A 21,707-nucleotide genomic window follows, 5' to 3' on the forward strand; every position below is an offset into this window, starting at 1 on the left:
CCGCTCCATTTCATATCGGGAGTGCTTCTGATGAAAACGGTAGGCGTGATCGGCTTGGGCAACATGGGGCGCGGCATGGCCGGCTCGCTGCGGCGCGGCGGCCATCGGGTGCTCGGCTACGACGCGGCGCCCGGCGTGGCGGCCGCGCTGGCCGCCGAGGGCGTGATCGAGGCACGCGAGTCGGTGGCCGCGATCGCGCGCGAGGCGGAGCTGCTGCTGCTGTCGCTGCCCACCTCGGCGGTGGTCGAGGCGGTGGTGCTGGGCGAGGACGGCGTGCTGGCCCATGCGCGGCGCGGCACGATCGTGGTGGACACCACCACGGCCGACCCGGACAGCACGCGGCGCGTGGCGGCGGCGCTGGCCGAGCGCGGCATCGGCTTCGTCGACGGCCCGGTCAGCGGCGGCCCGAAGGGCGCGGCCACGGCCACCATGACGATGGTGCTCGGCGGCGCGCAGGCCGACGTCGACGCGGTCGAGCCGGTGCTCGCCGCGATCAGCGCCAAGCGCGTCCACGTCGGGCCGGTGGGCGCCGGACACGTCACCAAGCTGCTCAACAACCTGCTGACCGGCATCCACCTGCTGGCCGCGAGCGAAGCGGTGCGTGCCGCGCGCGCGGCCGGCGTGGACCCGGAAAAGCTGGTGGAGGCGCTCAACGGCGGCTCGGGCCGCAACAGCGCCACGCTCGTCAACTACCCGACCTGGATCTTCAACGGCGCGTTCGATTCGGGCTTCACGATGAAGCTGATGCGCAAGGACGTGCGGCTCGCGCTCGGCCTGCTCGACCAGCAGGGCGGCGCGGCGCCCGTGGCGCGCGAGGCCGCGCGCCTGTGGGCCGCGAGCGAGGCCGTGATCGGCGACGCCGAGGATTTCAACCGCATCGTCGAACTGCTCGACCGCGCCTGAGCGGCGCGCGCCTTCGACTTCGCCTCCTGACACCGGAACCCATTCCATGACCCAGCACGCAGACCAGCTTCTCGCCGCGTTCGCCCATTTCTTCCCCGACGCCGCCACGATCGGCTCGTATCTCGACGGCGCCTTCGTGGAAGGCCAGGGCGAGCCGATACAACTGCACGACGCGGCCACCGGCGAGCCTTCGCTCGCCTACCGCGACGCCGGCGCCGCCGTGATCGACTACGCGGCCGGGGCCGCGCGGCGCGCGCAGCGCGAGTGGTGGGCGCTCACGCATGCCGCGCGCGGGCGCGTGATGCACGAGGTGGCGCGCTCGATCCGCGTCGAGGCCGAGGCGATAGCGCGGCTGGAGGCGCTGGGCTCGGGCAAGCCGATCCGCGACTGCCGCGGCGAGGTGGCGAAGGTCGCCGAGATGTTCGAGTACTACGCGGGCTGGACCGACAAGTTCTACGGCAGCGTGATCCCGGTGCCCACCTCGCACCTGAACTACACGCGCCGCGAGCCGGCCGGCGTGGTGCTGCAGATCACGCCGTGGAACGCGCCGGTGTTTACCTGCGGCTGGCAGGTCGCGCCGGCCATCGCGATGGGCAACGCGGTGCTGCTCAAGCCCTCCGAACTCACGCCGTTCACCTCGCTCGCGGTGGCGCGGCTCGGCGAGCGCGCCGGGCTGCCGCGCGGGCTCGTCAACGTGCTGGCCGGCTACGGCCACACGGTCGGGCAGGCCGCCATCGCGCACCGTGCGGTCAGCAAGGTGGTGTTCGTCGGCTCGCCGGCCACCGGCGCGCGCATCGCCGAGGCGGCCGCGCGCCGCGTGCTGCCGTGCGTGCTGGAGCTGGGCGGCAAGTCGGCCAACATCGTGTTCGCCGACGCGGACCTGAAGCGCGCGGCGCTCACGGCGCAGGCGGCGATCTTCGCCGGCGCCGGGCAGAGCTGCGTGGCGGGCTCGCGGCTGCTGGTGCAGCGCGCCGTCTACGACGAATTCGTGGCGATGGTGGCGGCCGGCGCGGGCAAGATTCGCGTCGGCGCACCGCTCGATGAGTTGACCGAGGTCGGCCCGATCAACAACCGCAAGCAGTACGATCACGTGCTCGCGATGATCGCGCGCGGCGTGGAGGCCGGCGCGACGCTCGCGGCCGGCTCGACCGAACGCGCGCCGGGCGGCGGCTATTTCGTCGCGCCGACGGTGCTGGCCGGCGCGAGCAACACGATGGAGGTGGCGCGCACCGAGATCTTCGGCCCGGTGGTGGCCGCGATTCCATTCGATTCGGAAGAGGAGGCGATCGCGATCGCCAACGACAGCGACTTCGGCCTGGCCGGCGCGGCCTGGACCACCGACGTGGCGCGCGCGCACCGCGTGGCGGCGCAGGTCAACGCCGGCACGTTCTGGGTGAACGGCTACAAGACCATCAACGTCGCGTCGCCGTTCGGCGGCTACGGCATGAGCGGCTATGGGCGCTCGAGCGGCGTCGAGGCGCTCTACGAATACACGCAGACCAAGAGCGTGTGGGTCGAGACGGCCGAGGCGCCGCCCACCGCGTTCGGATATCTGTAAAACGGCCCGGCTTCGCGACGGAGGCCGGGCGCATCGGGAGACGGAAGATGGCACAGGCACTGGGGATCGAACGTCACGCGTTCGGCGGCGCGCGCAGCGCGAAGGTATTGCTTTACGCGGCCGGCATCCTGCTGGTGGCGGAATGGATCGGCGCGTTCGCGTTCAAGGTGGGACCGGGCAAGGTGGTGCTGCTGCCGATGATCTGGGCGCTGCTGCTGGGGGCCGCGCTCGGGCTGGCGGGCTCGCGCTGGCGCAGCGCCGCGCGGCTCGACGTGTCGGATCAGTTCTTCGCGGCGGCGATCCTGCAGCCGGCGCTGCTGCTGTTCGTCTCGAAGCTGGGGCTGATGGTGGGCAGCGCGCTGCCGAAGCTCGCCGCGGCCGGCTGGGCGCTCGCGTTCCAGGAGTTCGGCCACTTCGTCGGCACGCTGCTGCTGGGCCTGCCGCTCGCGCTCGTGCTCGGCATCAAGCGCGAGGCGATCGGCGCGACCTTCTCGGTGGGCCGCGAGCCGAGCCTCGCCATCATCGGCGAGAAGTACGGAATGGATTCGGCCGAGGGCCGCGGCGTGCTGGCCGAATACCTGACCGGCACCGTGTTCGGCGCCGTGTTCATCGCGATCTTCGCCGGCTTCGTCACGAGCCTCGGCATCTTCGATCCGCTCGCGCTGGCGATGGGCTCGGGCGTCGGCTCGGGCAGCATGATGGCGGCGGCCTCGGGCGCGATCGCCGCGCAGCAGGACGCGCAGACGGCCAAGGCGGTGCTCGCGTTCGCGGCGGCCAGCAACCTGATCACCACCACCATCGGCACCTACTTCACGCTGTTCATCTCGCTGCCGCTCGCGGTGTGGGGCTATCGCGTGCTCGAGCCGCTGATCGGCCGCACCACGAAGGCGTCGCGCCAGGCCGCGGCCGATGCGGCGCCCGCGCTCGGCGAGGTGCGCACCGAGGCGCCGAAGCTCGGCTATGGCGGCTATCTGCTGGCGTGGGTCGCGACGGCCGCGATGGCGCTCGTCTGCGACTGGATCACCCATGGCACCACGCCGCTCGCCGGCCTGCCCGGGATCGCCATCATGGTGGCCGCGACGATCGTGGGCGAGGCGCTCGCGCGCGTGACCGGGCGCCGGATTCCGGCCGTCTGCTGGGTATCGGTGGTGGCGATGTTCCTGACCTCGCCGTGGTGCCCGTGGGCCACGCAGATCGCCGGGTTCAGCTCGCACAACGATTTCCTCGGCGTGACCACGCCGATGCTCGCGTTCGCCGGCCTGTCGATCGCCAAGGACATCCCGGCGTTCCGCCGGCTCGGCTGGCGCATCGTGGTGGTGTCGTTCGTCGCGAACGCCGGCACCTTCCTCGGTGCCACGCTGGTCGCGCAGCTGTTCCACATCTGAGCGGCCGCCCGGCAAGACCTCAAGGACTCCCGCATGAAACTGATCGAATCCATCCAGGCCGACGCGGCCGAACTGCAGGCGATCCGCCGCGACATCCACGCCCATCCCGAGATCGGCTATGACGTGTTGCGCACCGCCGAACTCGTCGCCGCACGGCTCGAGGGCTGGGGCTACCTGGTCACGCGCGGCGTCGGTCGCAGCGGCGTGGTGGGCACGCTGCGGCGCGGCACCAGCCCGCGCGCGATCGGCTTGCGCGCCGACATGGACGCGCTGCCGGTGCAGGAGGCCAACGACTTCGCGCACCGCTCGACGGTGGCCGGCGCGATGCACGCATGCGGCCACGACGGCCACACCGCGATGCTGCTCGGTGCGGCCCGCCATCTGGCGCGCGAGGGCGAGTTCGACGGCACCGTGCAGTTGTTCTTCCAGCCGGCCGAGGAGGCGGGCGGCGGCGCGCGCGCGATGATCGAGGATGGCCTGTTCGCGCGCTTTCCGGTGGATGCCGTGTTCGGGCTGCACAACTGGCCCGGCATCGCGGCCGGCGATTTCGCGGTGCGCCCCGGGCCGCTGATGGCCTCCACCAGCCTGTTCCGCATCACGCTGCGCGGTGCCGGCTGCCACGCGGCGATGCCGCATCTGGGCCGCGACCCGGTGTTCGCGGCCGGGCAGGTGCTGAGCGCGCTGCAGGGCATCGTCACGCGCAATCGCAATCCGATCGAAGGCGCGGTGCTGTCGGTCACGCAGATCCATGCCGGCGAGGCGATGAACGTGGTGCCCACCGATGCATGGCTAGGCGGCACCGTGCGGACCTTCTCCGATGCCACGCTCGGGCTGATCGAGCGGCGCATGCGCGCGGTGGTGGCCGCTACCGCGGCGGCGTTCGAGTGCGAGAGCGAGGTGGAGTTCACGCACCAGTATCCGGCCACCGTCAACGACGCCGCGCAGACCGCCTTCGCGGCCGGCGTGATGCGCGAGCTGGTGGGCGACGAGCACGTCGACGCGGCGGCCGAGCCGACCATGGCCGCCGAGGATTTCTCGTTCATGCTGCGCGAGCGGCCCGGCTGCTATGCGTTCATCGGCAACGGCACGGGCGAGCACCGCGCGATGGGGCATGGCGGCGGGCCTTGCCTGCTGCACAACGCCAGCTACGACTTCAACGACGCGCTGCTGCCGGTGGGCGCCAGCTATTTCGTGCGGCTGGTGGAGCGGTTCCTGGCGCCGGTGCCGGGCTGAGCGGCCCGCGCGGGGCGCGGGCATGCCGCCTCGCCTCGCGCCTACAAGGAAGGCGCCCAGGTGGTGCCGAACGGATTCGACTGATCGATGCCCGGGAAGTCGACGAACGCCTTGCTGCAATCGAGCACGCCGCTGCTGGTCAGGGCGTGGTTGGCGGCGCCGTTCAGCACGACGCGGTTCGCGGCCGAGGCGAAGATCGGCAGGTTCACGTTCTGCAGCGTCAGGTTGGCATCGGACGAGATCACCGAGATGTTGTCCGGCGAATCGGCCAGCACGTTGGTCAGCGTCATCACGAGCGGGAAGGCCGGCTCGCCGAAGCCGCCGGTGTTCGCCTCGAAGCCTTGCAGCTTGACGCCGGCCGAGCCCGTGATCACCACGTTCGAGATCGAGATGTCGTGGAAATTCGGGTACAGCGGGCCGCTGGCCGGCAGCGCCTTCGTGCTGTAGTACGGCGTGAAGAGCAGCGCGTTGGTGGCGTCGCGAATGCAGATGTTCGCGTAGTGGATGTTGCTCACCTCGCCGCCGCGCGCATAGTCGGACTTGATGCGCAGCCCTTCCTCCGAATCCCAGAACGAATTGTCGTAGACCTGCACGTTCGTCACGCCCGCGTTGGTCTCGCTGCCGATCGAGATGCCGTGCCCCCAGTAGATGTGGTTATGGGCGATCACGATGCCCCATTTGCGATCCGCGCGCACGTTGCGGTTGCCGTCCACGCCGAACAGGCCCGAGCCGGCCGGCGACGGGTTGCTGCTGCCCTTGAGGGCGATGTCGTCGTCGCCGGTGCTCACGTAGTTGTAGGCGAACACGAAGTTCTTCAGGTAGCCGTCGAACGAGATCGCGCCGGCGGCGGAGTTCGTCGTGCTGCCCGTCGAAAGGGCCGCCGAGGTGGCCTTCGAGGCCGAGCCGGGATCGAAGGCGTCGGTGTTCTTGACGTTGTCCTCGCCGAAGGTCTGGCCGGTATAGAGCGGATTGCCGTTGCCGGCCGGGTTCGCGAACGCGGCCAGGGTCGGCGTTTGCACCTTCACGCCCCAGACCGTCAGGCCGTCGACGCCGCTCGGCACCACGTGGAAGTTCGGGCTGTTGTTGAGCGTGATGCGATACAGCGTCAGGTTCTTCGCGTAGTTGAACACCATTAGCCGGAAGTTGGACTGCGACGCCGTGCCGGTGGTGCCGTTCTGCACCATGTTGCCGAGGTAGGCCAGATCCCACCAGCTCATGTTGCGCACCGAGGATTTCGAGTCCACCACCGTGCCGCCGTCATCGCAGGGCGTGCCGTCGGGCGCCACCGTGCCGGTCTTGTAGGCGGCATAGGTGTTCGAGCAGGTGAGGTCCACCTTCATCAGCGGGTATTTCGCATCGGACGTGACGATCTCCGCGTAGCCGCGCCCGTCGATGCGGCCGTCGCCGACCACCGCCGAGTTGACCAGGTTGGTGCCGGTGATGAGCGCCAGGCAGTTCGACGAACTGCCGGCCTTGGTGGCGCTGACGGCGGTGTTGGCGCAGTAGGGGCCGGCGGCCGTCGGCGCATAGGCCTTCACGTCGCGCGAGGCGTACAGCGTCACGCCCTTGTCGATCCACAGCGTCACGCCCGAGGGCAGCGTCAGCGGGCCGCTGATGAAGCCGTTGCCGGCGCCGCTGCTGCTGACCACCAGGCGCACGGCGAACTTGCTGGCGCGGTAGGCGGGCTTGGCCAGCTCCTCGCCGGAGGCGCCCGAGATGTTCACGTTCGCGACGGCGGCGGCCTTTTGCGCGGCGGTCGCCGACGCGTCTGCGGCCGCGATGGCCGCTCCCACTTGCGCGTCCACCGCGGCGCCGCAGGCGTCGAGCGCGGCCTGGATGCGCGCCTGATCGGGGTTGGCCGTGGCGGGCGACACCGCCTTGCCGACGCCCGCCACGGAAGGATCGGCCTCGGGCGGCAAGGAGCCGTCCGGGCGGCTCACCAGCGTGTTGCTCGCCTCCAGCGTGCTGCAGACCTGCGCGTCGGTGGGCAGGCTCGGCTCGGCCGGCAGGTTCGCATCCGAGGTCGTGGTGCCGACCTGGAACACGCCATTGGCAACGGAGGGCGTGCCCGTGCCGGTGGCGACGGCGGGCGTGTCGGCGTCGCCGCCGCATGCACCGAGCGCGGCGGCCGTCGCCAGCGCGGCGGCGAGCAGGCACAGCAGGCGCGGCGCGCGCGTCCGTGATGAGGGTCCCATGGAAGCTGTCTCCTGTCTGGGCATCGCGCGATGACGATGCCGGGTTGGTATGGATTTGCTGACGACATGCCGTGCGATCGCGCCGCCGGCTTGTCAGGATGCCGTTGCGCAGCGCCGCCCGGGTCGAAAAGGACGGTTCATCCGGATAACTGAATGATGACCTTATCATCAGTCATCCTATAACGAGAGATAAAAAAATGAAAGACATCGGTCGCCCCGCTGGAAGGTGGTTCGGCCCGGGCCGAACGCGCACGCACGATAAAACGGAAAATCGTTTCATGAATCGAGCCCCAGACAGCGCATGATTTTCCGAGATCAGAATCACGGCGCCGGGATTGACTACCGATACGGGTATATACCGAAGCATCCGCTAATTGAATGATGGATTTTTGAAAGGTATGTGATCTGATGTCGGATGTTAAAGGACGCTGCTGGCCGCTGCAGGCCGGGCCGCCCGAGAACGGACGTCATGGCCGAAAATGCGCGAAACGAAAGACCTTTGGACGAATGACGGGCTAGGGAAAGCCCGGACTTGTTGCGTCCGCGTTCTAACTTCTACGATTTCAGTTATCCGATGACATCGGAGAAATCATTGTTATCTCCATGGTCCCGGGCCTGCCTTTCACGCAAGCCGCCTGCGCTGAGTCGGCCGGCAGTGTTTGCATGGCAGAGGTTTGTCTTCCTGCCTCGTTCGATGGACAAACCAGGCGAACGAGCCGCCCGAGCCGCGAGGTCGCGGGGCCGGGGGGGCGCGCCGTCGAGTGCCGTCGAGTGCCGTCGAGCGCCGTCGAGTGCCGTTTTTGTTATATGACGTCGTAATAGATAAACGATAGCCGCCGTCGTATCGCGAAGGCCGGGATGGCCGTTCGTTCCGAACCATTGATCCGTACAACGAATAAAGCCGCGGGCCGTCGGGCCTCGGGCAGGGAGAGACCGGTCCATGATGCAATCCTTGTCGACACGCCGGCGCGCTTGGAGCCGATGCGCGGGTGTGGCACTGACGGCCGCGCTGACGGAGTGCGGCGGCGCCGCGCTCGCGTTCGCGGTGCCGTCGTACCTGAGCCTGACGATGGGGCCCGGCCCGGTGTCGTTCGCGAGCCTGCTGCTGGGGGCCGACGGCAGCAATCAGGTCAGCGTGGCCGAGCAGCGCACCGGCTCGGGCACCGGCTACGACTGCAGCAGCGCCTTCGTCGACTTCCCCGCCGCCAACGCGCCGATCTCGATCCACTGAGCTGCACCGCCGCGGCCAGCGGAGCCGCGGCATCGCCGAGCCGTTTTCTTCCAACCGATTCCATCAAGCCAAGCAGGGGATGACATGCGTCGCACCATCACGTTCCTTTTGATGCCCGCCACGATCGTGCTGGCGGCCTGCGGCGGCGACGCGGCGCCGTCGGGCCCTGGCGTCGGCGCAAACAGCGCGACCGCGGCCACCGCCACCGGGACCGACTCCGTGGCCGCGGCGGCGACGTCCGCCTTCGTGCCGGCCAACGGCGAGACGGCCGCCTGCGCGGATACGCGCCTGTCGATCACCTTCGATGCGCCGCCCACGCTCGGCACCAGCGGGCGGATCAAGGTGATGCGCGCCTCGGACGGCAGCGTGGCGGACACCATCGACATCAGCGGCGCGCCCGTCACCGCCGGCGGCGAAACCCAGACCTACATGCCGGCCGCCAACACGGAGATCGACAAGCTCGGCAACAACGTCGGCTCGCTCACGCAATGGCGCTACGTGTACTACACGCCGGTCACGATCTCCGGCAATACCGCGACGGTGCGCCTGCACGACGGCGTGCTCGCCTACGGCACGCGCTACTACGTGAGCGTCGACAACGGCGTGCTGAACGGCAGGATCGGCGGCAAGGCCTTTGCCGGCATCGCTTCGCCGACGGCATGGGCGTTCCAGACCCATGCCGCGCCGCGCTCGCCCACGGCCGTCACGGTTGCCGCCAGCGGCACGAGCGATTTCCGCAGCGTGCAGGGCGCGCTCGACTGGATCATGCAGAACGGCTGCGTGACCTGCACCAACGCGAACGATGCCAAGACCATCACGATCGCGAACGGCAGCTACAACGAGCAACTGTTCCTGCGCAACGTGAACAACCTGACGATCGCGGGCCAGAGCCGCACGGGCGTGGTCGTCTACGACGACAACTACGAGTCCTACAACCCGTCCACCGGCGGCAGCAGGACTGCCCCGCAGAGCACGCTGACCACCGAGGGCAGCGGCACGCGCCGCAGCCTCGGCGGCGGCCGCTCGGTGTTCCTCGTGGAAGGCGCCGACCTGCTGAAGCTGACGAACTTCACGCTGCAGAATTCGCACGTGAAGCGCGCCGTCGACAACAATCAGGCCGAGGCGATCTACTACAACAGCGCCACCCTGAACGGCAGCCGCCTCAGCGCCACGCAGATGACCTTCCTGAGCGCGCAGGACACGCTGCAGCTCAAGGGCTGGGCGTGGTTCTACCAGTCGCTGATCGCCGGCGACGTCGATTTCATCTGGGGCTCGCCGTATGCGGCGCTGTTCGAGCAGAGCGAATTGCATACCGTGGCCGATCCGGTCACGCCCACCTCGGGCGGCTACGTGTTCCAGTCGCGCGCGGCCTACGGCTTCCCCGGCTTCGTGGTGCTCGACGGCACGCTGACGGCCGATGCCGCGGTGCCGGCGGGCGCCACCTATCTGGCGCGCTCGGGCGGCCTGGCCTCGCCGGCCTACTGCACCACCGCGTACACCGGCAGCGGCAGCTTCGGCAATGCCAATCTCGGCTGCGACGACGTAGCCTACATCGGCACCAGGATGGGCACGCATGTCGCGGCGGACGGCTGGTACACGAACCCCACGCCCAACCCGGCGTCGCCGACCGCCGCCGCGGGCTGGCGCGAGACGGGCAGCCTGGATGCGTCGGGCCACGCGCTGAGCACGAGCGGCCGCAATTCGGTCGTCGCCACGACGGGTGCCGACTTGAGCGGGCTGAATACGCGTGCGAAGGTGTTCGCCTCATGGAACAACAACGCGGGCTGGACGCCTGCTCCGTAACGCCCCTGCGGGGGCGGGCCTGCGCCGCGCGCGCGGGCATCGCTCGCGCGGCGGCCCGCTTCGCGTCGAGGCCGTCAGCCCTGCCGGCCGACGACGTAATGCATCACGTCGGTCTTGCGCTCGGCGAAGGCCGCCTCGCAATACATCAGGTAGCGCCGCCAGGTGCGGATGAAGACTTCGTCGAAACCCTGGGTGCGGACCGCGTCGCGTCGCGCGACGAAGGCCTGCTGCCAGGCCCGCAGGATCGCGCGGCAGGCGCACCAGTCCAGCATCCGCAGCGCGGCCGCGGGCCTCGCGTGCGGATCGCCGAACAGCTGATGCCCGCCGTCGGGCGTCGCCAGCGTCGGGTGGCCGGCCCGGATGCGCGCGAGCAGGGCGAGCAGCAGGCGGCCCGTGACGGGGACGACGGAACGGGACGTCAGGGTGCGCAGCAGGTTATGGACAGGCCTCGGAGTCGGCAAGTGACGGAGGATGCGTGGCCGCGGCGCGCGAGCTCAGCCGGCTGCGGGCTCGAAGCCTTCCCGCCCGAGCTGCTCGCGTTTCTGCGGCACGCGCAGGAAGCGCGAGGTGTCGTAGCCGAAGGTGTCGAAGCGCGCGAGCAGCCCGCGGTAGGTCGCGTCGTCGAGTTCGGGCTCGCGCGCGAACACCCAGCCGAGGTGCTTGCCGCGATAGCCGAGCAGCGTGGTGCGATAGTCGGGGTCGACGAACAGCGTCAGCTGGGACACGTGGATCGGCCAGAGCAGCCGCACGCGCCATTCGCCGCCGCCGGGCAGCGCGGTATCGACGAAGTGGAAGCGGCGCTCCGGGCCGTCGAAGCCGCGTCGCGCGATGAAGCGGTCGTCGATCCGGCCGTCGGGACGCAGCGTCCATTCCGCGCGGCTCGCCACGAAGCCGCGCTCGGCCCAGTACGGCAGGTGCGCGATCACGTACCAGCGCCCCATGTAGCGCGGCAGGTCCACCGGCACCGGCACCAGCGGCACGTCGGCGCGGGGATTCGGGTTGCGCGGCGCGTCGTGGCAGGCCGCGCCGAGCAAGGCCGGCGCGGCCGCCAGCGCGAGCAGCGCGCGGCGCCGGGCCGGCTCGGCCGGCGCGCCCGCCGGGCGGGCCGGGCTCGTCATGGTCGCGCCGTCACCGTCGCCGTCACTCATGGGCTGCCGGGCTCAGGCGCCGAGCGCCGCACGCTTGTCGAACAGGTAATGCGCGACGCCCCATTCGCGGCCGCGCCGGAACCCGAACAGCCCCGCCACCGCCATGTAGAACATGCGCCAGCGCTGGAACACGATCGGCGCGTCGTCGCCGAAGGTTTCGCGCAGCGCGGGCATGATCTGCTCGTGCGCAGCGTCGAGCGAGGCCAGCCAGTGGTTGGCGGTGCGCGCGTAATGCGTGCCGTTGAGCCACCATTGCCGCTCGACGCGCAGATGGTCCTGGAAGCGCAGCAGCAGGTCCGCCGAAGGCATCGTGCCGCCCGTGAAGAAATGGCGCGACATCCAATCGCTGCTGTCGCGTGCCGTGAAGTGATAAGCCACCAGCCGGTGCGCGAACAGGTGGACGAACAGCTTGCCCTGGTCGTCGAGCCAGTGCGAGATCTTCGCCAGCAGCGCGCGATAGTTCTTCATGTGCTCGAACATCTCGATCGACAGCACGCGGTCGAAGCGCGCCTCGGCGGGCGCGAATTCGAAATCGACGACGTTGCCCGTGACGATCTTCAGGTTCGTCAGGCCGCGCTCGGCCGCGCGCTGCTCGATGAACGCGCGCTGGCTCTGCGAGTTCGACAGCCCGACGATCTGCGAGCCCGGATAGCGCTCGGCCAGCCACAGCGAGAGCGACCCCCAGCCGCAGCCGAGATCGAGGATGCGCTGGCCGTCGGCCAGCTCGGCGCGCTCGGCGTAGAGCGCCAGCATCGCGTCCTCGGCATGCGCCAGCGTATCCTCGCCGGTCGGGAAGTAGCAGCACGAGTACTTGAGGCGCGGGCCGAGATGGGCCGCGAAGAAGCTGGCCGGCATCTCGTAGTGCTGCCGGTTGGCCGCCTGCGTTTCGATCGCGATCGGGCTGCGGTTCAGTTCCTCGACGAAGCTGTTCAGCGCGTCGGCGCGCGCCTCGTCGTCGTCGACGTGCTCGGCGCGCAGCCGCTGCCAGAGCAGCGCCGCGATGCCGCCGCGGATCACCGAATCGGACACGCGGCCGCGCTCGCAGTAGCGGATCAGCCAGCTGTCGCGGTCCGCGGCGGATTTCGAATCGAGAGTGGTCGCTGTCATGATCGTGGGCTCCGTTCCTGTGGGTCGTGATGGTCGGCCGCGCGCGGCGGCCACGGGATGAGCGCGCTCGTCGTGCGGATATAGTCGCGATAGCCGGCTCGCGAGCGTTGCAGGTGCGCCTCGAGCATCGGGATGCCGGACACGCGCAGCAGCAGCCAGGCCATCAGGCACGGCGGCGCGAGCGTGAGCCAGCCCCACGGCAGTCCGATCGCGAGCGCCGTGTAGGCCAGCCAGTGCAGGCATTCGAAGAAGTAGTTCGGGTGCCGGGAATAGCGCCACCAGCCGACGCGGCACACCTGGCCGCGATGGGCCGGATCGGCCGCGAAGCGGCGCAGCTGGCGGTCGGCCGCGGCTTCGCCCGCCACCGCCGCGAGCCAGATCGCGACGGCCGCGGCGAATGCCGCCGGCGACGGCGTCTCGGGGCGATAGGCCGGCACCAGGAAGGCGATCGCGAGCAGCATCGACACCACCGCCTGCAGTTGGAAGAAGCCGAACATGCGCGCGGGCGCGGCCGCGCCCCATTGTTCGCGCAGCGCGCGATAGCGCGCGTCCTCGGCGTGGCCCGCGTTGCGCCGCAGCAGATGCACGGCCAGGCGCAAGCCCCACAGGCCGCCCGCGAGCGCCACGAACGCGCGGCTGGCCGGCGCGCCGGTGCCGGCCACGGCCACGTAGACGGCCACCGCGCCGAGCATGGCGGCCCAGACGGGATCGATCATTCCGGCATTGCGCGAGCGCAACTGGTGAAGCCAGACGGCTGTGAATGCCGCGCTGGTGGCCACGAAGGCGAGCGCGACGGTGGCGGCGATGGGCATGCGAACTCCCGCAGGTGAAAACGGGGAGATACGGCGCGCAGGCCGGCCCGGATGCAGCGTGCAAAACATCAGCGTGCGTGGCGCGCGGTTCGCTTCGGGTGAAATCAAAACGCTGCGCATCGCCTCTCCTGGCGAAGGAATGCTTCCATTTTCATTAAGTGCGGCCGCAGGTCAATACGGGGGAATGCTCAGCCGAAAGCGGCAGGATCGGCCGCGCCGTTGACGGCGACGCAATGGCTGGCCGCGGATGCGCGGCGCGATGGGCGGCTCGGGCGCTTGATCGGGCACCCGCAACGGCGCTGATGCTGCGACGCGGTATCGCCGAAAGGCAAGACGGGGGAAGGGGAATGCGGAATCAACGCCGATGGCTTGTCGCGATGCGGCGGGCGCTGGCACACTGCCGGCGAGATGTGTCGAGACCACGAACGGGGGCCAAGAAATGAGTGGCGTTGAGGAAAACGAATCCCCGACGGCCGGCGCGTCCGGTCATAAAGATATCGCCGCTGACCGGTTGCCATGGGAGGACACGCTGATCCTGGCGTTTCGAGACATGCAATGGAGCCGCCGAATCGAATCGATAATGAAACGATCGGCGCCCGGCGATCCGGCGGTGACGGGCGGCCTCGAGGCGCTCGTGCTGGGCGGCCCTGGCGCGATCCACAAGCTGGACGGCGCGGCCGAGCGGCTCGGCGACCTGATCGCCTCGAACGGCGAGTCGACGCAGGCCCGATTCTTCCTGCTCGAATTCAAGAGCGATCGCGACAAACGCTCGGACGAATACGTCAAGCCAATGCTGATCGGCGCGGTGGGCCGGCTGGTCACGCCGCAGCAGGGGGATGCCGAGATGATTGCGAACGGTGATCGATGCCATTTCGCGGTGTTCGCGAACCTGCCCGGGATGGCCGAACCGGCCGATCCCGTCGATTCCGCCGACGCCGAGCGGGCCGTGCCGGCCGTCGATCCCGCCGGCGACGCGGCTGCGGATCCGGCCGGCGATGCGCCGCAGCCGCGGCCGCGCCATCTCGACAGCTATGAGCAACGCGAGCTGCTGGCCGAGCCGTACTTCGACTGGGTGAAGCAAGGCGTTCGATCGGTCCTGCGGGAGCTGAAGCCCGACAAGGCGGACCTCGTCGACCCGGCGGTCCGCGCCGAGTGGAAACGGCTCGAGGGCAGCCAGCAGAGGCAGGCCCTGCAGCAGTTCAAGCCGAGGAAAAACAAGGAACTGCACAAGCTTGCCGACCAGATCTGGGGGAGCGCCGAGCATGGCCTGCCGCTGCCGGATTACCGGGACTACGTCCGGTGGCTGGCGGGGCTGGCTGGCGGCGAGGGCGGCGACACCAGGGTGAAGCTGGTGGCGGTGAGGGACGGCCAGCTCTATTACTGCCTGACGACGATCGCGCAACTGGCCTCGCGGCTCGACCCGCCGGCGCCCGGCCCAAGCAGCAGATTGAAGGTGTAACCGTCTCCTGCCCTGCGATCCGGCACCGGTGCGCGGCCGCTCGGTGCTGGGCCGAGGCGGGGGCGCCGTGGCCGGCGAGCGCCCTTCGTGCCCCGTCAGGCCTCGTGCATCGCCCCCGAGGCGATCACCGGCCCGGTCGGCTCGCCGGTTGGCGAGCCGCCCACCGGTTCGACCGACACCGCCAGCACCGCGCGTGCGCTGAGCTGAGCGACGACTGCAGGCGGCAACGCCATCGCGGCCGGCGTATCGGCCGCGAACACGCCGAGCGCAATCGGTTTCGCGTTCGGCGGAATCAGCCAGAGCTCGGTCGAGCGGTTCGCGGCGATGGCCGGCTTGTCGGCCGGCACCAACACCATCCGCGCGCGCCGCAGGTCGACCGTGGCCGTCCAGTGCGCGACGCCGTCCGCACGCGCGATGGTGGCGACCATGTAGCCGGCGCCCGGCCGGGCCGCCGTCGATGCGCCCGGCGCGGGAACGTCGTGGCGCGCGGTGGTCAGCGTCACGGCCACCAGCGCGACGGTGGCGAGGCTCGCGCCGATGCCGAGCCAGCGCCAGAAGCCGAGATGGTTCCACCAGCCGGCCGCGCCGCGCTCGCCTCCGGCGGCCTTGCCGCGAGCCGGCAGGAAGCCGAGATCGCGCTGGATGCGGGTCCAGACGCGCGCAGGCGGCGCGATCGGCGGCACGTCCTCGGCCAGCGGCGCGAAGCGCGCCTGCCAGCGCGCGAGCGTCGCCGCGAGCGAGGGGTCGGCCGCGGCCTCGCGTTCGAGCGCGCGGCGCGCGTCGGCGTCGAGCACGCCGAGCGCGTATTCGGCGCAGCGCAGCTCGGGATCGGAATGGGCGGGCGTGTTCATCGTTCGAGGCACAGCTTCAACTGCATCAGGCTGCGCCGGATCCAGCTCTTCATGGTGCCGAGCGGCACGTCGAGCCGCTCGGCCAGTTCCGCGTAGGTCGCACCGCTGAAGAACGCGTCGCGCACGGCGCTGCGCTGCGGCGCCCCTAGCTGGTCGAGGCAGCCCTGCAGGCGGCGCCGTTCCTGGCTGGCCTCGGCGAGCGCGGCCGGCGAGGGCGTGTCTTCGTCGGGCAGCGCCTGCGCGGCGTCATCGTCGAGCGCCGCTTCGCGGTGCTGGCGCAGCCGGTCGATCGCGCGGTTGCGTGCGAGCGTGACGAGCCAGGTCATCGCGCCGGCGCGCGCGGGATCGTAGCTGTCGGCGCGGCGCCATGCGCTGGTGTAGACCTCCTGCAGGACGTCCTCGGCCTCGCCGGCGTCGTGCAGCATTCGCGCGATCACGCCGTGGATGCGCGACGAGGTCAGGCGATAAAACTCGGCGAACGCCTGCTGGTCGCCCTGCGCCACGCTCACCAGCAGCTGGTTCAGGCGTTCGCGGCGCGCGGCGCCGGCATCGCGGGCGTCGTCATCGGGGTGGAGATTCTCGGCACGGCCGGGCGTGTCGTTCATGTAGGGCGAAACGCGCGGAGCGCGTGAGCGGACAAGGCTGTCGAAATATAGCATTCCGGCCCCCGTTGTAGGGCCGGATATTCGGCAGGCGAGTCGCGCGTCGGCGGGCATGATCGGATTCTCTGAAGATCGGCCTGCATAGATACGGATGTCGAAACGAGCGGGATGCAGGCACTGCGGAGAAATCGCCGCGGCGTGCGCGACGAGGCGGGCAGGCGCGGCCGGCTTGCCCCGGACTCAGGCCGGGCAGGGCGAGGGCGCGCGCCGTGGCATCGGGCGCCCCGCTTCGGCGTGCAGCGACGGCTGTGCAGCGCGCGTGGCCGGCCGTGACGGCGGTTCCCGCCGTCACGGTGCGCGGAAAGCGAGCAAGCGTCGTTCCCGGCGTCGAGGGCGCGCCATGCCCCATTTTTTCGCGCCACCCGGGCCGCACGCCGCATGCACGGCGTGGCCGGCTGCCAAGGCGTCCCGAGCACTGCCATCACTGCCATTTTCTGCCACGAATCGCCGTCGATGGCGGCGTCGGCACCCGCCTCGCGCGCGGCGGCCGGCATACGGCGCCCGTATCCGCCAGCGCTCCACAAGCGAAATCAAGCGCTTAGGCGCACCCGGCTCGGCCTGGCATGCGACTTGTTAATAGGCGGTGCCGTCGTTGCACGCCCGTTCAGGGCGTCGTCCCCACAGAGAGAGGAGTCGTGTTGACCCATGATGCCCAGGCCGCTGCGCCGGCCGCCCGCCGCCGTTGTTCGTCCGCCGCCTGCCCGCAGGCCGGCCGGCCCGCCGCCGCGCCGGCCCTCGCGCATGTCCACGCCGGCCGCCGCCGGAGCCGCTGAATGGAAACCGCACTGATTCTCGGCGCGCTGGTGGGCGCGGTACTCGGCTTGACCGGTGCGGGCGGCGGCATCCTCGCGGTGCCGGCGCTGGTGGTGGGCCTTGGCTGGCCGATGCAGCAGGCCACGCCGGTGGCGTTGATCGCGGTGTCGGGCAGCGCGGCGATCGGCGCGCTCGAGGCGTTCCGGCAGCGGCTGGTGCGCTATCGCGCGGCCTTGCTGATGGCAGCCGCGGGCATGCCGGCCACCTCGCTCGGCGTGCGTGCCGCCCATGCGCTGCCGCAGCGGCTGCTGCTCGCGCTGTTCGCGGCGGTGATGCTGGTGGTGGCGCTGCGCTTGTGGCGCCAGGTGCGGGCCGGCCGCAGCGCCCAGGCCGAGGCTTCGCCGCTTTGCGTCGGCCGCATCAATCCAGAGACGGGCCGGCTGGCCTGGACGCCGCGCACCGCCCTCGCACTCGCGGCGACGGGCGCCGTCACCGGGTTCATGACCGGGCTGCTCGGCGTGGGCGGCGGCTTCATCATCGTGCCGATGCTGCGCAAGCTGACCAACGTGTCGATGCACGGGGTGGTGGCCACCTCGCTGATGGTGATCGCGCTGGTGGGCGTGGGCGGCATCGCCTCGACCATCGCGCACGGCACGCCGGTGCCGGCCCAGGTCGCGATCTGGTTCAGCGTCACCACGGCGGTCGGCATGCTGGCGGGGCGTCTCGCCTCGCACCGGCTCGCCGACCGCTACGTGCAGGCCGGTTTCGCCGCGGTGCTGAGCGTGGTCGCGCTCGGGCTGCTCGCCAAGGCGGCGTTCGGCGCCTGAACCGGGCGGAGGCGCCGGGGCATGCGGTGCCCGAGAGGGGGCCGAACCGGCGGCATAGGGGCCGTTGTGCGGCTCGCCCGGCAATCATGCGGGGCCGCTCGGCCGGCGAGTTCGCGCACCTCCGCGCACCTCCGCGCAGCTTTCGGCGCCTCGCGATCCCGCTGCCGGCTCGCCGGCGGCCTTGGCCGTAAGCGCGACGCGGCGCGGCTCAGCGCGTGTCGGCCGCGGTGCCGATCGGCGTCACGTTCGGCAGCAGCGCGGCCTGACCGCGATATCGGCCGTCGGCGTCGGTTAGTTGCCAGACGGTGACGTTCTCGATCCAGAATCGCTCGCCCGACTTCGCGATGCGGATGCCACGATAGTCGTCCACGTAGCCGTGACGCGTCACCCGCTCGAGAAACGCCTGCCGCTCGCTGCGCTCGGGGAGCTCCGCCGACAGGCGCGAGGGCAGCGTGGTCAGTTCGTGCCAGTCGTAGCCGAAGATGGCCTGCGCGCGCCGGTTGCCGTAGACGAACACCGGGTCGGCCGCCGTGTCGTGCGCGAGAATGCCGAACGGCGCGGCCTCATAGAGCCAGGCAGCCTGCTGGTCGGCCGGCACGCTGTCGGGCGCGAGCGGCTTGCCGAGCAGCCGGCGATAGCTGTGCGCGAGCAGTGCGAAGAACGCGGGATCGGTGCTGAGCGAAAGCGGCGACGGCGAGAGTCGAGTCATGGCTGGCGAGAGGAAGCGTGGCGTGGGGGCGAAACTTTGCCGGCGCGTGGCGCCGCAGGGCGGGCGACAGTGGCCTCGTCGATGAAGGCGCGCCTGAAAGCAGCCCGCGTAGGCATCGGGCCGCCCGTCATCATTGTAGGCGAGCAGCCGCGCTGCTGCCGCCACCGCATGCGAGCCGGGCGAGGCGCCGCGCTTGGCGAACACCGCCTGCAGCGCGGGGCTTCCGCCATGACCGGGCGCTTGCGATTTCCCAACCCGTCCGACCGGGCCGGCAGCCGCACTGATCCGATCAGGCTTCCAGCCAGCCCTGCCGATCTGCTCCACTGCGATCTGAGGCTCGCCGAGTCGCGCGGCGCCATTACGTTCCGCGCCGACGCGGCGCTGACCGACCTGGGCAGCGCAGCACCGCCGCCGGCGTGCATTCGCGAATCGATCGGGCTGACTCAGCCGGACTCATTGGCATTCCTGATCGGTATCGTCGATGTCGTGCTCGCGGCTACCTTGGCCATGCGCTTCATCGCGCACGGCCATCCGATGATGGTGAAGCGGGTGCGCTTCTACGCGAACGGAATCACGCCGCCGGCGCGGGCGCTTCCGGCCGGCGAGGCGACCCGGCGGGCGGCGGCGCCTCCTGGGTGGTGAATGATTTAAGTAGATATTTACGATGATTTTTCCGGGACTCGTCAGGTTCGTGGCCGAATGCACGGCGCCGGGGCCGGCATGCGCCTGCGGGAATTGATGTGATGAATCACGGGGCGCGCGAAAGTACCGGCGCGATGGTCCGAATTTTATTTCGGCGCTTGCGTGGCCGATGGGTTGTTATGCATAATGTTGAAAAAATAATCAAAATATCCGCGAAAGCTGTGAAATACTTAATCGTATTTGTGCTGCGATCGCAGTGATAAATATAAAACCTCTTTGGATTGCACGGTTTTGAAGCACGACGGCTTCGGAGCCTCCCCGATCGTCATTCATCACTTTCCGCGAGGTCATCCGCTTCGGCCGATAAGCCAGGCGGGGCAAGGCTTCACGTCGATTTGCCGGAGCTGCCGGCGCGCCTGGATCGCCCAGCTTCGAAGTTAGTAAAACTAATGCCGATGAAGAAAATCTCGCTTGTTCGGCTACTTTCGCATTGGTAATCTGCCCCACCGATATTTAGCTTGTGCCGCTTTGTTGAGTGACGCGGTAATTATTTTCGATTCGCGAGATGGCGGCGATCGGGAAGAAATCGTGGCCATGGGGGGCACGCCGGCATGATCGAACGGCGTTTCGCGGTGCGGGCCAATCCCATCTATTGAAGCAGGGCTGCGATGATTGCCGCCGATGCGCCCAGCGAATCGCTGGCCGGTGAATGCGTAACGCGGTCCGTATTCGCTGTCGACCGAGTCTTTGCCGAATTCATTCTGGGCGTTTGGGGAGCGACGACTCCCAGTGCCCGGGAGCACCGAGGGACGCGAGTTCCGAAGCCGTGACAGAGGGGCGAAAAGCCCCCGAACCTGAGAGCGCCGCGAGGGCAACCCGCGGCATAGAGCAAGGGGTACGAGAGCCCCCGCAACAGCAGGAAGAACCCGCGAGGCCGGGCCTGCGGAAAACGAGAGTACAAGCCTATGCGGGAAGAGGTGTCGAGCGTCGATGGGCCGCTCGCGAAAGCACCGGATCATGCCGGGCTTGCGCGGGTCCGGGTGGCCGTGGTGCCACGTCCCGCCGGCCGCCCGCCCGCGCGCCACGCGCGCCATCATTCGGCGCCCGCTATCTGCCGTCGATGCCGACCGTTGCCCCAGAGATGCGACGCCTCCGGGCTACCTGGCGCCGGTCTTCGCCACGGTATCGTGCCTGCCGGTTGCCGCGCGCGTTTCGAGCGCGACATGACATGGTTCGGCCCGGCGGTGGGCCGGCTGCGCGCGACCGGCATCGGGGTGGTGGCTTGACTGCGCCGCACGAATTGTTCTCGCGCGATTTCGAGCAGGCGCGCGCGCGCTTTCGCGAGGCGGCGGCGCAGCGCGGCGCGCGGCTCGTGCAGCGCCACAATCCGGTGCGCGGGCCGGACGGCATGACGCTCAGCACCGACGTCGCCTGGCTCGGTCCGGCCACGGCGCCGCGCGTGCTGACGGTGGTGTCGGGCACGCACGGCGTGGAGGGCTTCGCGGGCTCGGCGATTCAGTGCGCCTGGCTCCGGCTGCCGGAAGCGGCGGCACTGCCCGACGACACGGCGGTGATGCTGGTGCACGCGCTGAATCCGTTCGGCTTCGCTTGGCACCGACGCACCACCGAGCACAACGTCGATCTCAATCGCAGCTTCGTCGACCGTAGCGCGCCGCTGCCCGAGAACCCCGGCTACGACGCGCTGCACGACGCGCTGCTCACGGGCGAGGGCGACCCCGTGGCCCGCGCACGAGCCGACGCGGTGCTGCGCGACTACGCCGGCCGGCACGGCATCGCCGCGTTCCGGCAGGCGCTCGCGCGCGGCCAGTTCCGCCATCCCGACGGCCTGTTCTACGGCGGCGCCGAGCCGGCCTGGAGCGCACAACTGATCGGCGAGCTGGTGCACGAGTACCTCGGCCACGCATCGGACGTCGCGCTCGTGGACCTGCATACCGGGCTCGGCTCCTACGGCGACGTGCAGGCGGTGTCGTTCGACCCGCCCGGCTCGGCCGCGCTGACGCGCGCGAGCGCCTGGTTCGGCGCGACGCTCGGCGCGCCGCGGGCTGGTGCGGCGGTGTCGGTCGATGTCGACGGCACGCTCTGCGATGCGTGGCGGCGCTGGCTGTTCGGCCGCTCGCTGACCTCGATCGCGCTCGAGATCGGCACCCATCCGGTGCCGGACCTGATTACCGCGCTGCGAGCCGAGGCGGTGGCGTGGCGCGACGAGCCGTTCGGGCAGTCGCCCGAGGCGCTGCGCGCGCGGGCCGCGCTGCGCGCGTTCTTCGACGTGCCGCGCGACGACTGGCGCACGGCGGCGCTTGAGGGTGGCCTGGGCGCGCTGCGCGCGGCGCTCGCCGGCGTGGCGGGCCGCGGCGTGGCGGCCGGCGCGATATGAAGCAAGAGCGTGTGAAGCAAGAGCGCGGCGCGGC

General features: G+C 70.2%; 18 protein-coding genes and 1 pseudogene. 11 read left to right on the top strand and 8 right to left on the bottom strand.

Annotation, left to right across the window (positions count from 1 at the left end; genetic code table 11):
• Nucleotides 1-30: 30 nt before the first annotated feature.
• From KS03_RS04845 to KS03_RS04860, 4 genes are read left to right on the top strand one after another with little or no spacing between them, the layout of a single operon-like run.
• Complete coding sequence (locus KS03_RS04845; RefSeq protein WP_015877906.1) at nt 31-903, top strand: NAD(P)-dependent oxidoreductase; 873 nt, start codon at nt 31-33, stop codon at nt 901-903.
• Between the two features lie 46 nt (nt 904-949).
• Complete coding sequence (locus tag KS03_RS04850) at nt 950-2,461, top strand: aldehyde dehydrogenase family protein (RefSeq protein WP_015877905.1); 1,512 nt, start codon at nt 950-952, stop codon at nt 2,459-2,461.
• Nucleotides 2,462-2,508: 47 nt separating this feature from the next.
• Nucleotides 2,509-3,846 carry a DUF3100 domain-containing protein gene (locus KS03_RS04855; RefSeq protein WP_015877904.1) on the top strand — a complete coding sequence of 446 codons (1,338 nt, stop codon included), beginning with the start codon at nt 2,509-2,511 and terminating at the stop codon, nt 3,844-3,846.
• A 33-nt stretch (nt 3,847-3,879) separates the two neighbouring features.
• Nucleotides 3,880-5,079 (top strand): M20 aminoacylase family protein, encoded by a 1,200-nt coding sequence (locus KS03_RS04860; protein ID WP_015877903.1) that lies wholly within the window; start codon nt 3,880-3,882, stop codon nt 5,077-5,079.
• 41 nt (nt 5,080-5,120) lie between these two features.
• Here KS03_RS04860 and KS03_RS04865 read toward each other — a convergent pair whose 3' ends face one another.
• Nucleotides 5,121-7,274: a glycoside hydrolase family 28 protein gene (locus tag KS03_RS04865; protein WP_015877902.1), complete on the bottom strand. Its 2,154-nt coding sequence runs from the start codon at nt 7,272-7,274 to the stop codon at nt 5,121-5,123.
• 991 nt (nt 7,275-8,265) lie between these two features.
• Here KS03_RS04865 and KS03_RS04870 point away from each other — a divergent pair.
• The gene (locus KS03_RS04870; RefSeq protein ID WP_017423920.1) at nt 8,266-8,505 is read left to right on the top strand and encodes a hypothetical protein; all 240 of its coding nucleotides are present in this window, start codon (nt 8,266-8,268) and stop codon (nt 8,503-8,505) included.
• 84 nt (nt 8,506-8,589) lie between these two features.
• The gene (locus tag KS03_RS04875; protein WP_015877901.1) at nt 8,590-10,308 is read left to right on the top strand and encodes a pectate lyase; all 1,719 of its coding nucleotides are present in this window, start codon (nt 8,590-8,592) and stop codon (nt 10,306-10,308) included.
• A 74-nt stretch (nt 10,309-10,382) separates the two neighbouring features.
• On the opposite strand, the pseudogene KS03_RS33315 reads toward KS03_RS04875, so the two are convergent.
• The 4 genes and pseudogenes from KS03_RS33315 to KS03_RS04895 all read right to left on the bottom strand — a co-directional run.
• Nucleotides 10,383-10,550 (bottom strand): annotated as a pseudogene (locus KS03_RS33315) (class I SAM-dependent methyltransferase); the annotation flags it as partial.
• Nucleotides 10,551-10,802: 252 nt separating this feature from the next.
• A complete protein-coding gene (locus KS03_RS04885; protein ID WP_045678790.1) occupies nt 10,803-11,426 on the bottom strand; it encodes a lipocalin family protein in 624 nt (207 codons plus the stop codon).
• A 42-nt stretch (nt 11,427-11,468) separates the two neighbouring features.
• Entirely contained in the window at nt 11,469-12,563 is a 1,095-nt protein-coding gene (locus tag KS03_RS04890; RefSeq protein WP_015877898.1) for an SAM-dependent methyltransferase, read from the bottom strand.
• Nucleotides 12,560-13,375: a DUF1295 domain-containing protein gene (locus tag KS03_RS04895; protein ID WP_015877897.1), complete on the bottom strand. Its 816-nt coding sequence runs from the start codon at nt 13,373-13,375 to the stop codon at nt 12,560-12,562. The genes KS03_RS04890 and KS03_RS04895 overlap by 4 nt, the downstream gene beginning before the upstream one ends.
• Nucleotides 13,376-13,433: 58 nt before the next feature.
• Here KS03_RS04895 and KS03_RS31980 point away from each other — a divergent pair, with 58 nt between their 5' ends.
• Together KS03_RS31980 and KS03_RS04900 are read left to right on the top strand one after the other, a co-directional pair.
• Nucleotides 13,434-13,598, top strand: coding sequence for a hypothetical protein (locus tag KS03_RS31980; protein WP_153478248.1), 165 nt, complete (start codon nt 13,434-13,436; stop codon nt 13,596-13,598).
• Nucleotides 13,599-13,739: 141 nt separating this feature from the next.
• Nucleotides 13,740-14,834, top strand: a complete 1,095-nt coding sequence (locus tag KS03_RS04900) for a hypothetical protein (RefSeq protein ID WP_234038090.1) — start codon at nt 13,740-13,742, stop codon at nt 14,832-14,834.
• Nucleotides 14,835-14,929: 95 nt separating this feature from the next.
• Here KS03_RS04900 and KS03_RS04905 read toward each other — a convergent pair whose 3' ends face one another.
• Nucleotides 14,930-15,685 (bottom strand): anti-sigma factor, encoded by a 756-nt coding sequence (locus KS03_RS04905; RefSeq protein WP_015877896.1) that lies wholly within the window; start codon nt 15,683-15,685, stop codon nt 14,930-14,932.
• A complete protein-coding gene (locus tag KS03_RS04910) occupies nt 15,682-16,290 on the bottom strand; it encodes a sigma-70 family RNA polymerase sigma factor (protein WP_015877895.1) in 609 nt (202 codons plus the stop codon). Before KS03_RS04910 ends, KS03_RS04905 begins: the two co-directional genes overlap by 4 nt.
• Nucleotides 16,291-17,120: 830 nt before the next feature.
• Between KS03_RS04910 and KS03_RS04915 the strand changes: the two genes are divergently transcribed.
• Complete coding sequence (locus KS03_RS04915; protein ID WP_015877893.1) at nt 17,121-17,927, top strand: sulfite exporter TauE/SafE family protein; 807 nt, start codon at nt 17,121-17,123, stop codon at nt 17,925-17,927.
• A gap of 208 nt (nt 17,928-18,135) precedes the next feature.
• On the opposite strand, the gene KS03_RS04920 is transcribed toward KS03_RS04915, so the two are convergent.
• The gene (locus tag KS03_RS04920; RefSeq protein ID WP_015877892.1) at nt 18,136-18,636 is read right to left on the bottom strand and encodes an MEKHLA domain-containing protein; all 501 of its coding nucleotides are present in this window, start codon (nt 18,634-18,636) and stop codon (nt 18,136-18,138) included.
• An 81-nt stretch (nt 18,637-18,717) separates the two neighbouring features.
• Between KS03_RS04920 and KS03_RS04925 the strand changes: the two genes are divergently transcribed.
• Together KS03_RS04925 and KS03_RS04930 are read left to right on the top strand one after the other, a co-directional pair.
• Nucleotides 18,718-19,278 (top strand): hypothetical protein, encoded by a 561-nt coding sequence (locus tag KS03_RS04925; RefSeq protein ID WP_127913890.1) that lies wholly within the window; start codon nt 18,718-18,720, stop codon nt 19,276-19,278.
• Nucleotides 19,279-20,560: 1,282 nt separating this feature from the next.
• Nucleotides 20,561-21,673 (top strand): DUF2817 domain-containing protein, encoded by a 1,113-nt coding sequence (locus KS03_RS04930; RefSeq protein ID WP_017432911.1) that lies wholly within the window; start codon nt 20,561-20,563, stop codon nt 21,671-21,673.
• The last annotated feature ends 34 nt before the right edge of the window (nt 21,674-21,707 follow it).

It is taken from the genome of Burkholderia glumae LMG 2196 = ATCC 33617, from assembly GCF_000960995.1.
Taxonomy (GTDB): domain Bacteria; phylum Pseudomonadota; class Gammaproteobacteria; order Burkholderiales; family Burkholderiaceae; genus Burkholderia; species Burkholderia glumae.

Bases quoted from the DNA above. Each gene is read 5' to 3' on its own strand.
- KS03_RS04925 (WP_127913890.1), top strand. From the start codon at position 18,718: ATGAAGGCGCGCCTGAAAGCAGCCCGCGTAGGCATCGGGCCGCCCGTC.
- KS03_RS04855 (WP_015877904.1), top strand. From the start codon at position 2,509: ATGGCACAGGCACTGGGGATCGAACGTCACGCGTTCGGCGGCGCGCGC.
- KS03_RS04920 (WP_015877892.1), bottom strand. From the start codon at position 18,636: ATGACTCGACTCTCGCCGTCGCCGCTTTCGCTCAGCACCGATCCCGCG.
- KS03_RS04865 (WP_015877902.1), bottom strand. From the start codon at position 7,274: ATGGGACCCTCATCACGGACGCGCGCGCCGCGCCTGCTGTGCCTGCTC.
- KS03_RS04910 (WP_015877895.1), bottom strand. From the start codon at position 16,290: ATGAACGACACGCCCGGCCGTGCCGAGAATCTCCACCCCGATGACGAC.
- KS03_RS04895 (WP_015877897.1), bottom strand. From the start codon at position 13,375: ATGCCCATCGCCGCCACCGTCGCGCTCGCCTTCGTGGCCACCAGCGCG.
- KS03_RS04905 (WP_015877896.1), bottom strand. From the start codon at position 15,685: ATGAACACGCCCGCCCATTCCGATCCCGAGCTGCGCTGCGCCGAATAC.
- KS03_RS04845 (WP_015877906.1), top strand. From the start codon at position 31: ATGAAAACGGTAGGCGTGATCGGCTTGGGCAACATGGGGCGCGGCATG.
- KS03_RS04890 (WP_015877898.1), bottom strand. From the start codon at position 12,563: ATGACAGCGACCACTCTCGATTCGAAATCCGCCGCGGACCGCGACAGC.
- KS03_RS04875 (WP_015877901.1), top strand. From the start codon at position 8,590: ATGCGTCGCACCATCACGTTCCTTTTGATGCCCGCCACGATCGTGCTG.
- KS03_RS04860 (WP_015877903.1), top strand. From the start codon at position 3,880: ATGAAACTGATCGAATCCATCCAGGCCGACGCGGCCGAACTGCAGGCG.
- KS03_RS04900 (WP_234038090.1), top strand. From the start codon at position 13,740: ATGGCTTGTCGCGATGCGGCGGGCGCTGGCACACTGCCGGCGAGATGT.
- KS03_RS04915 (WP_015877893.1), top strand. From the start codon at position 17,121: ATGGAAACCGCACTGATTCTCGGCGCGCTGGTGGGCGCGGTACTCGGC.
- KS03_RS04885 (WP_045678790.1), bottom strand. From the start codon at position 11,426: ATGACGAGCCCGGCCCGCCCGGCGGGCGCGCCGGCCGAGCCGGCCCGG.
- KS03_RS04850 (WP_015877905.1), top strand. From the start codon at position 950: ATGACCCAGCACGCAGACCAGCTTCTCGCCGCGTTCGCCCATTTCTTC.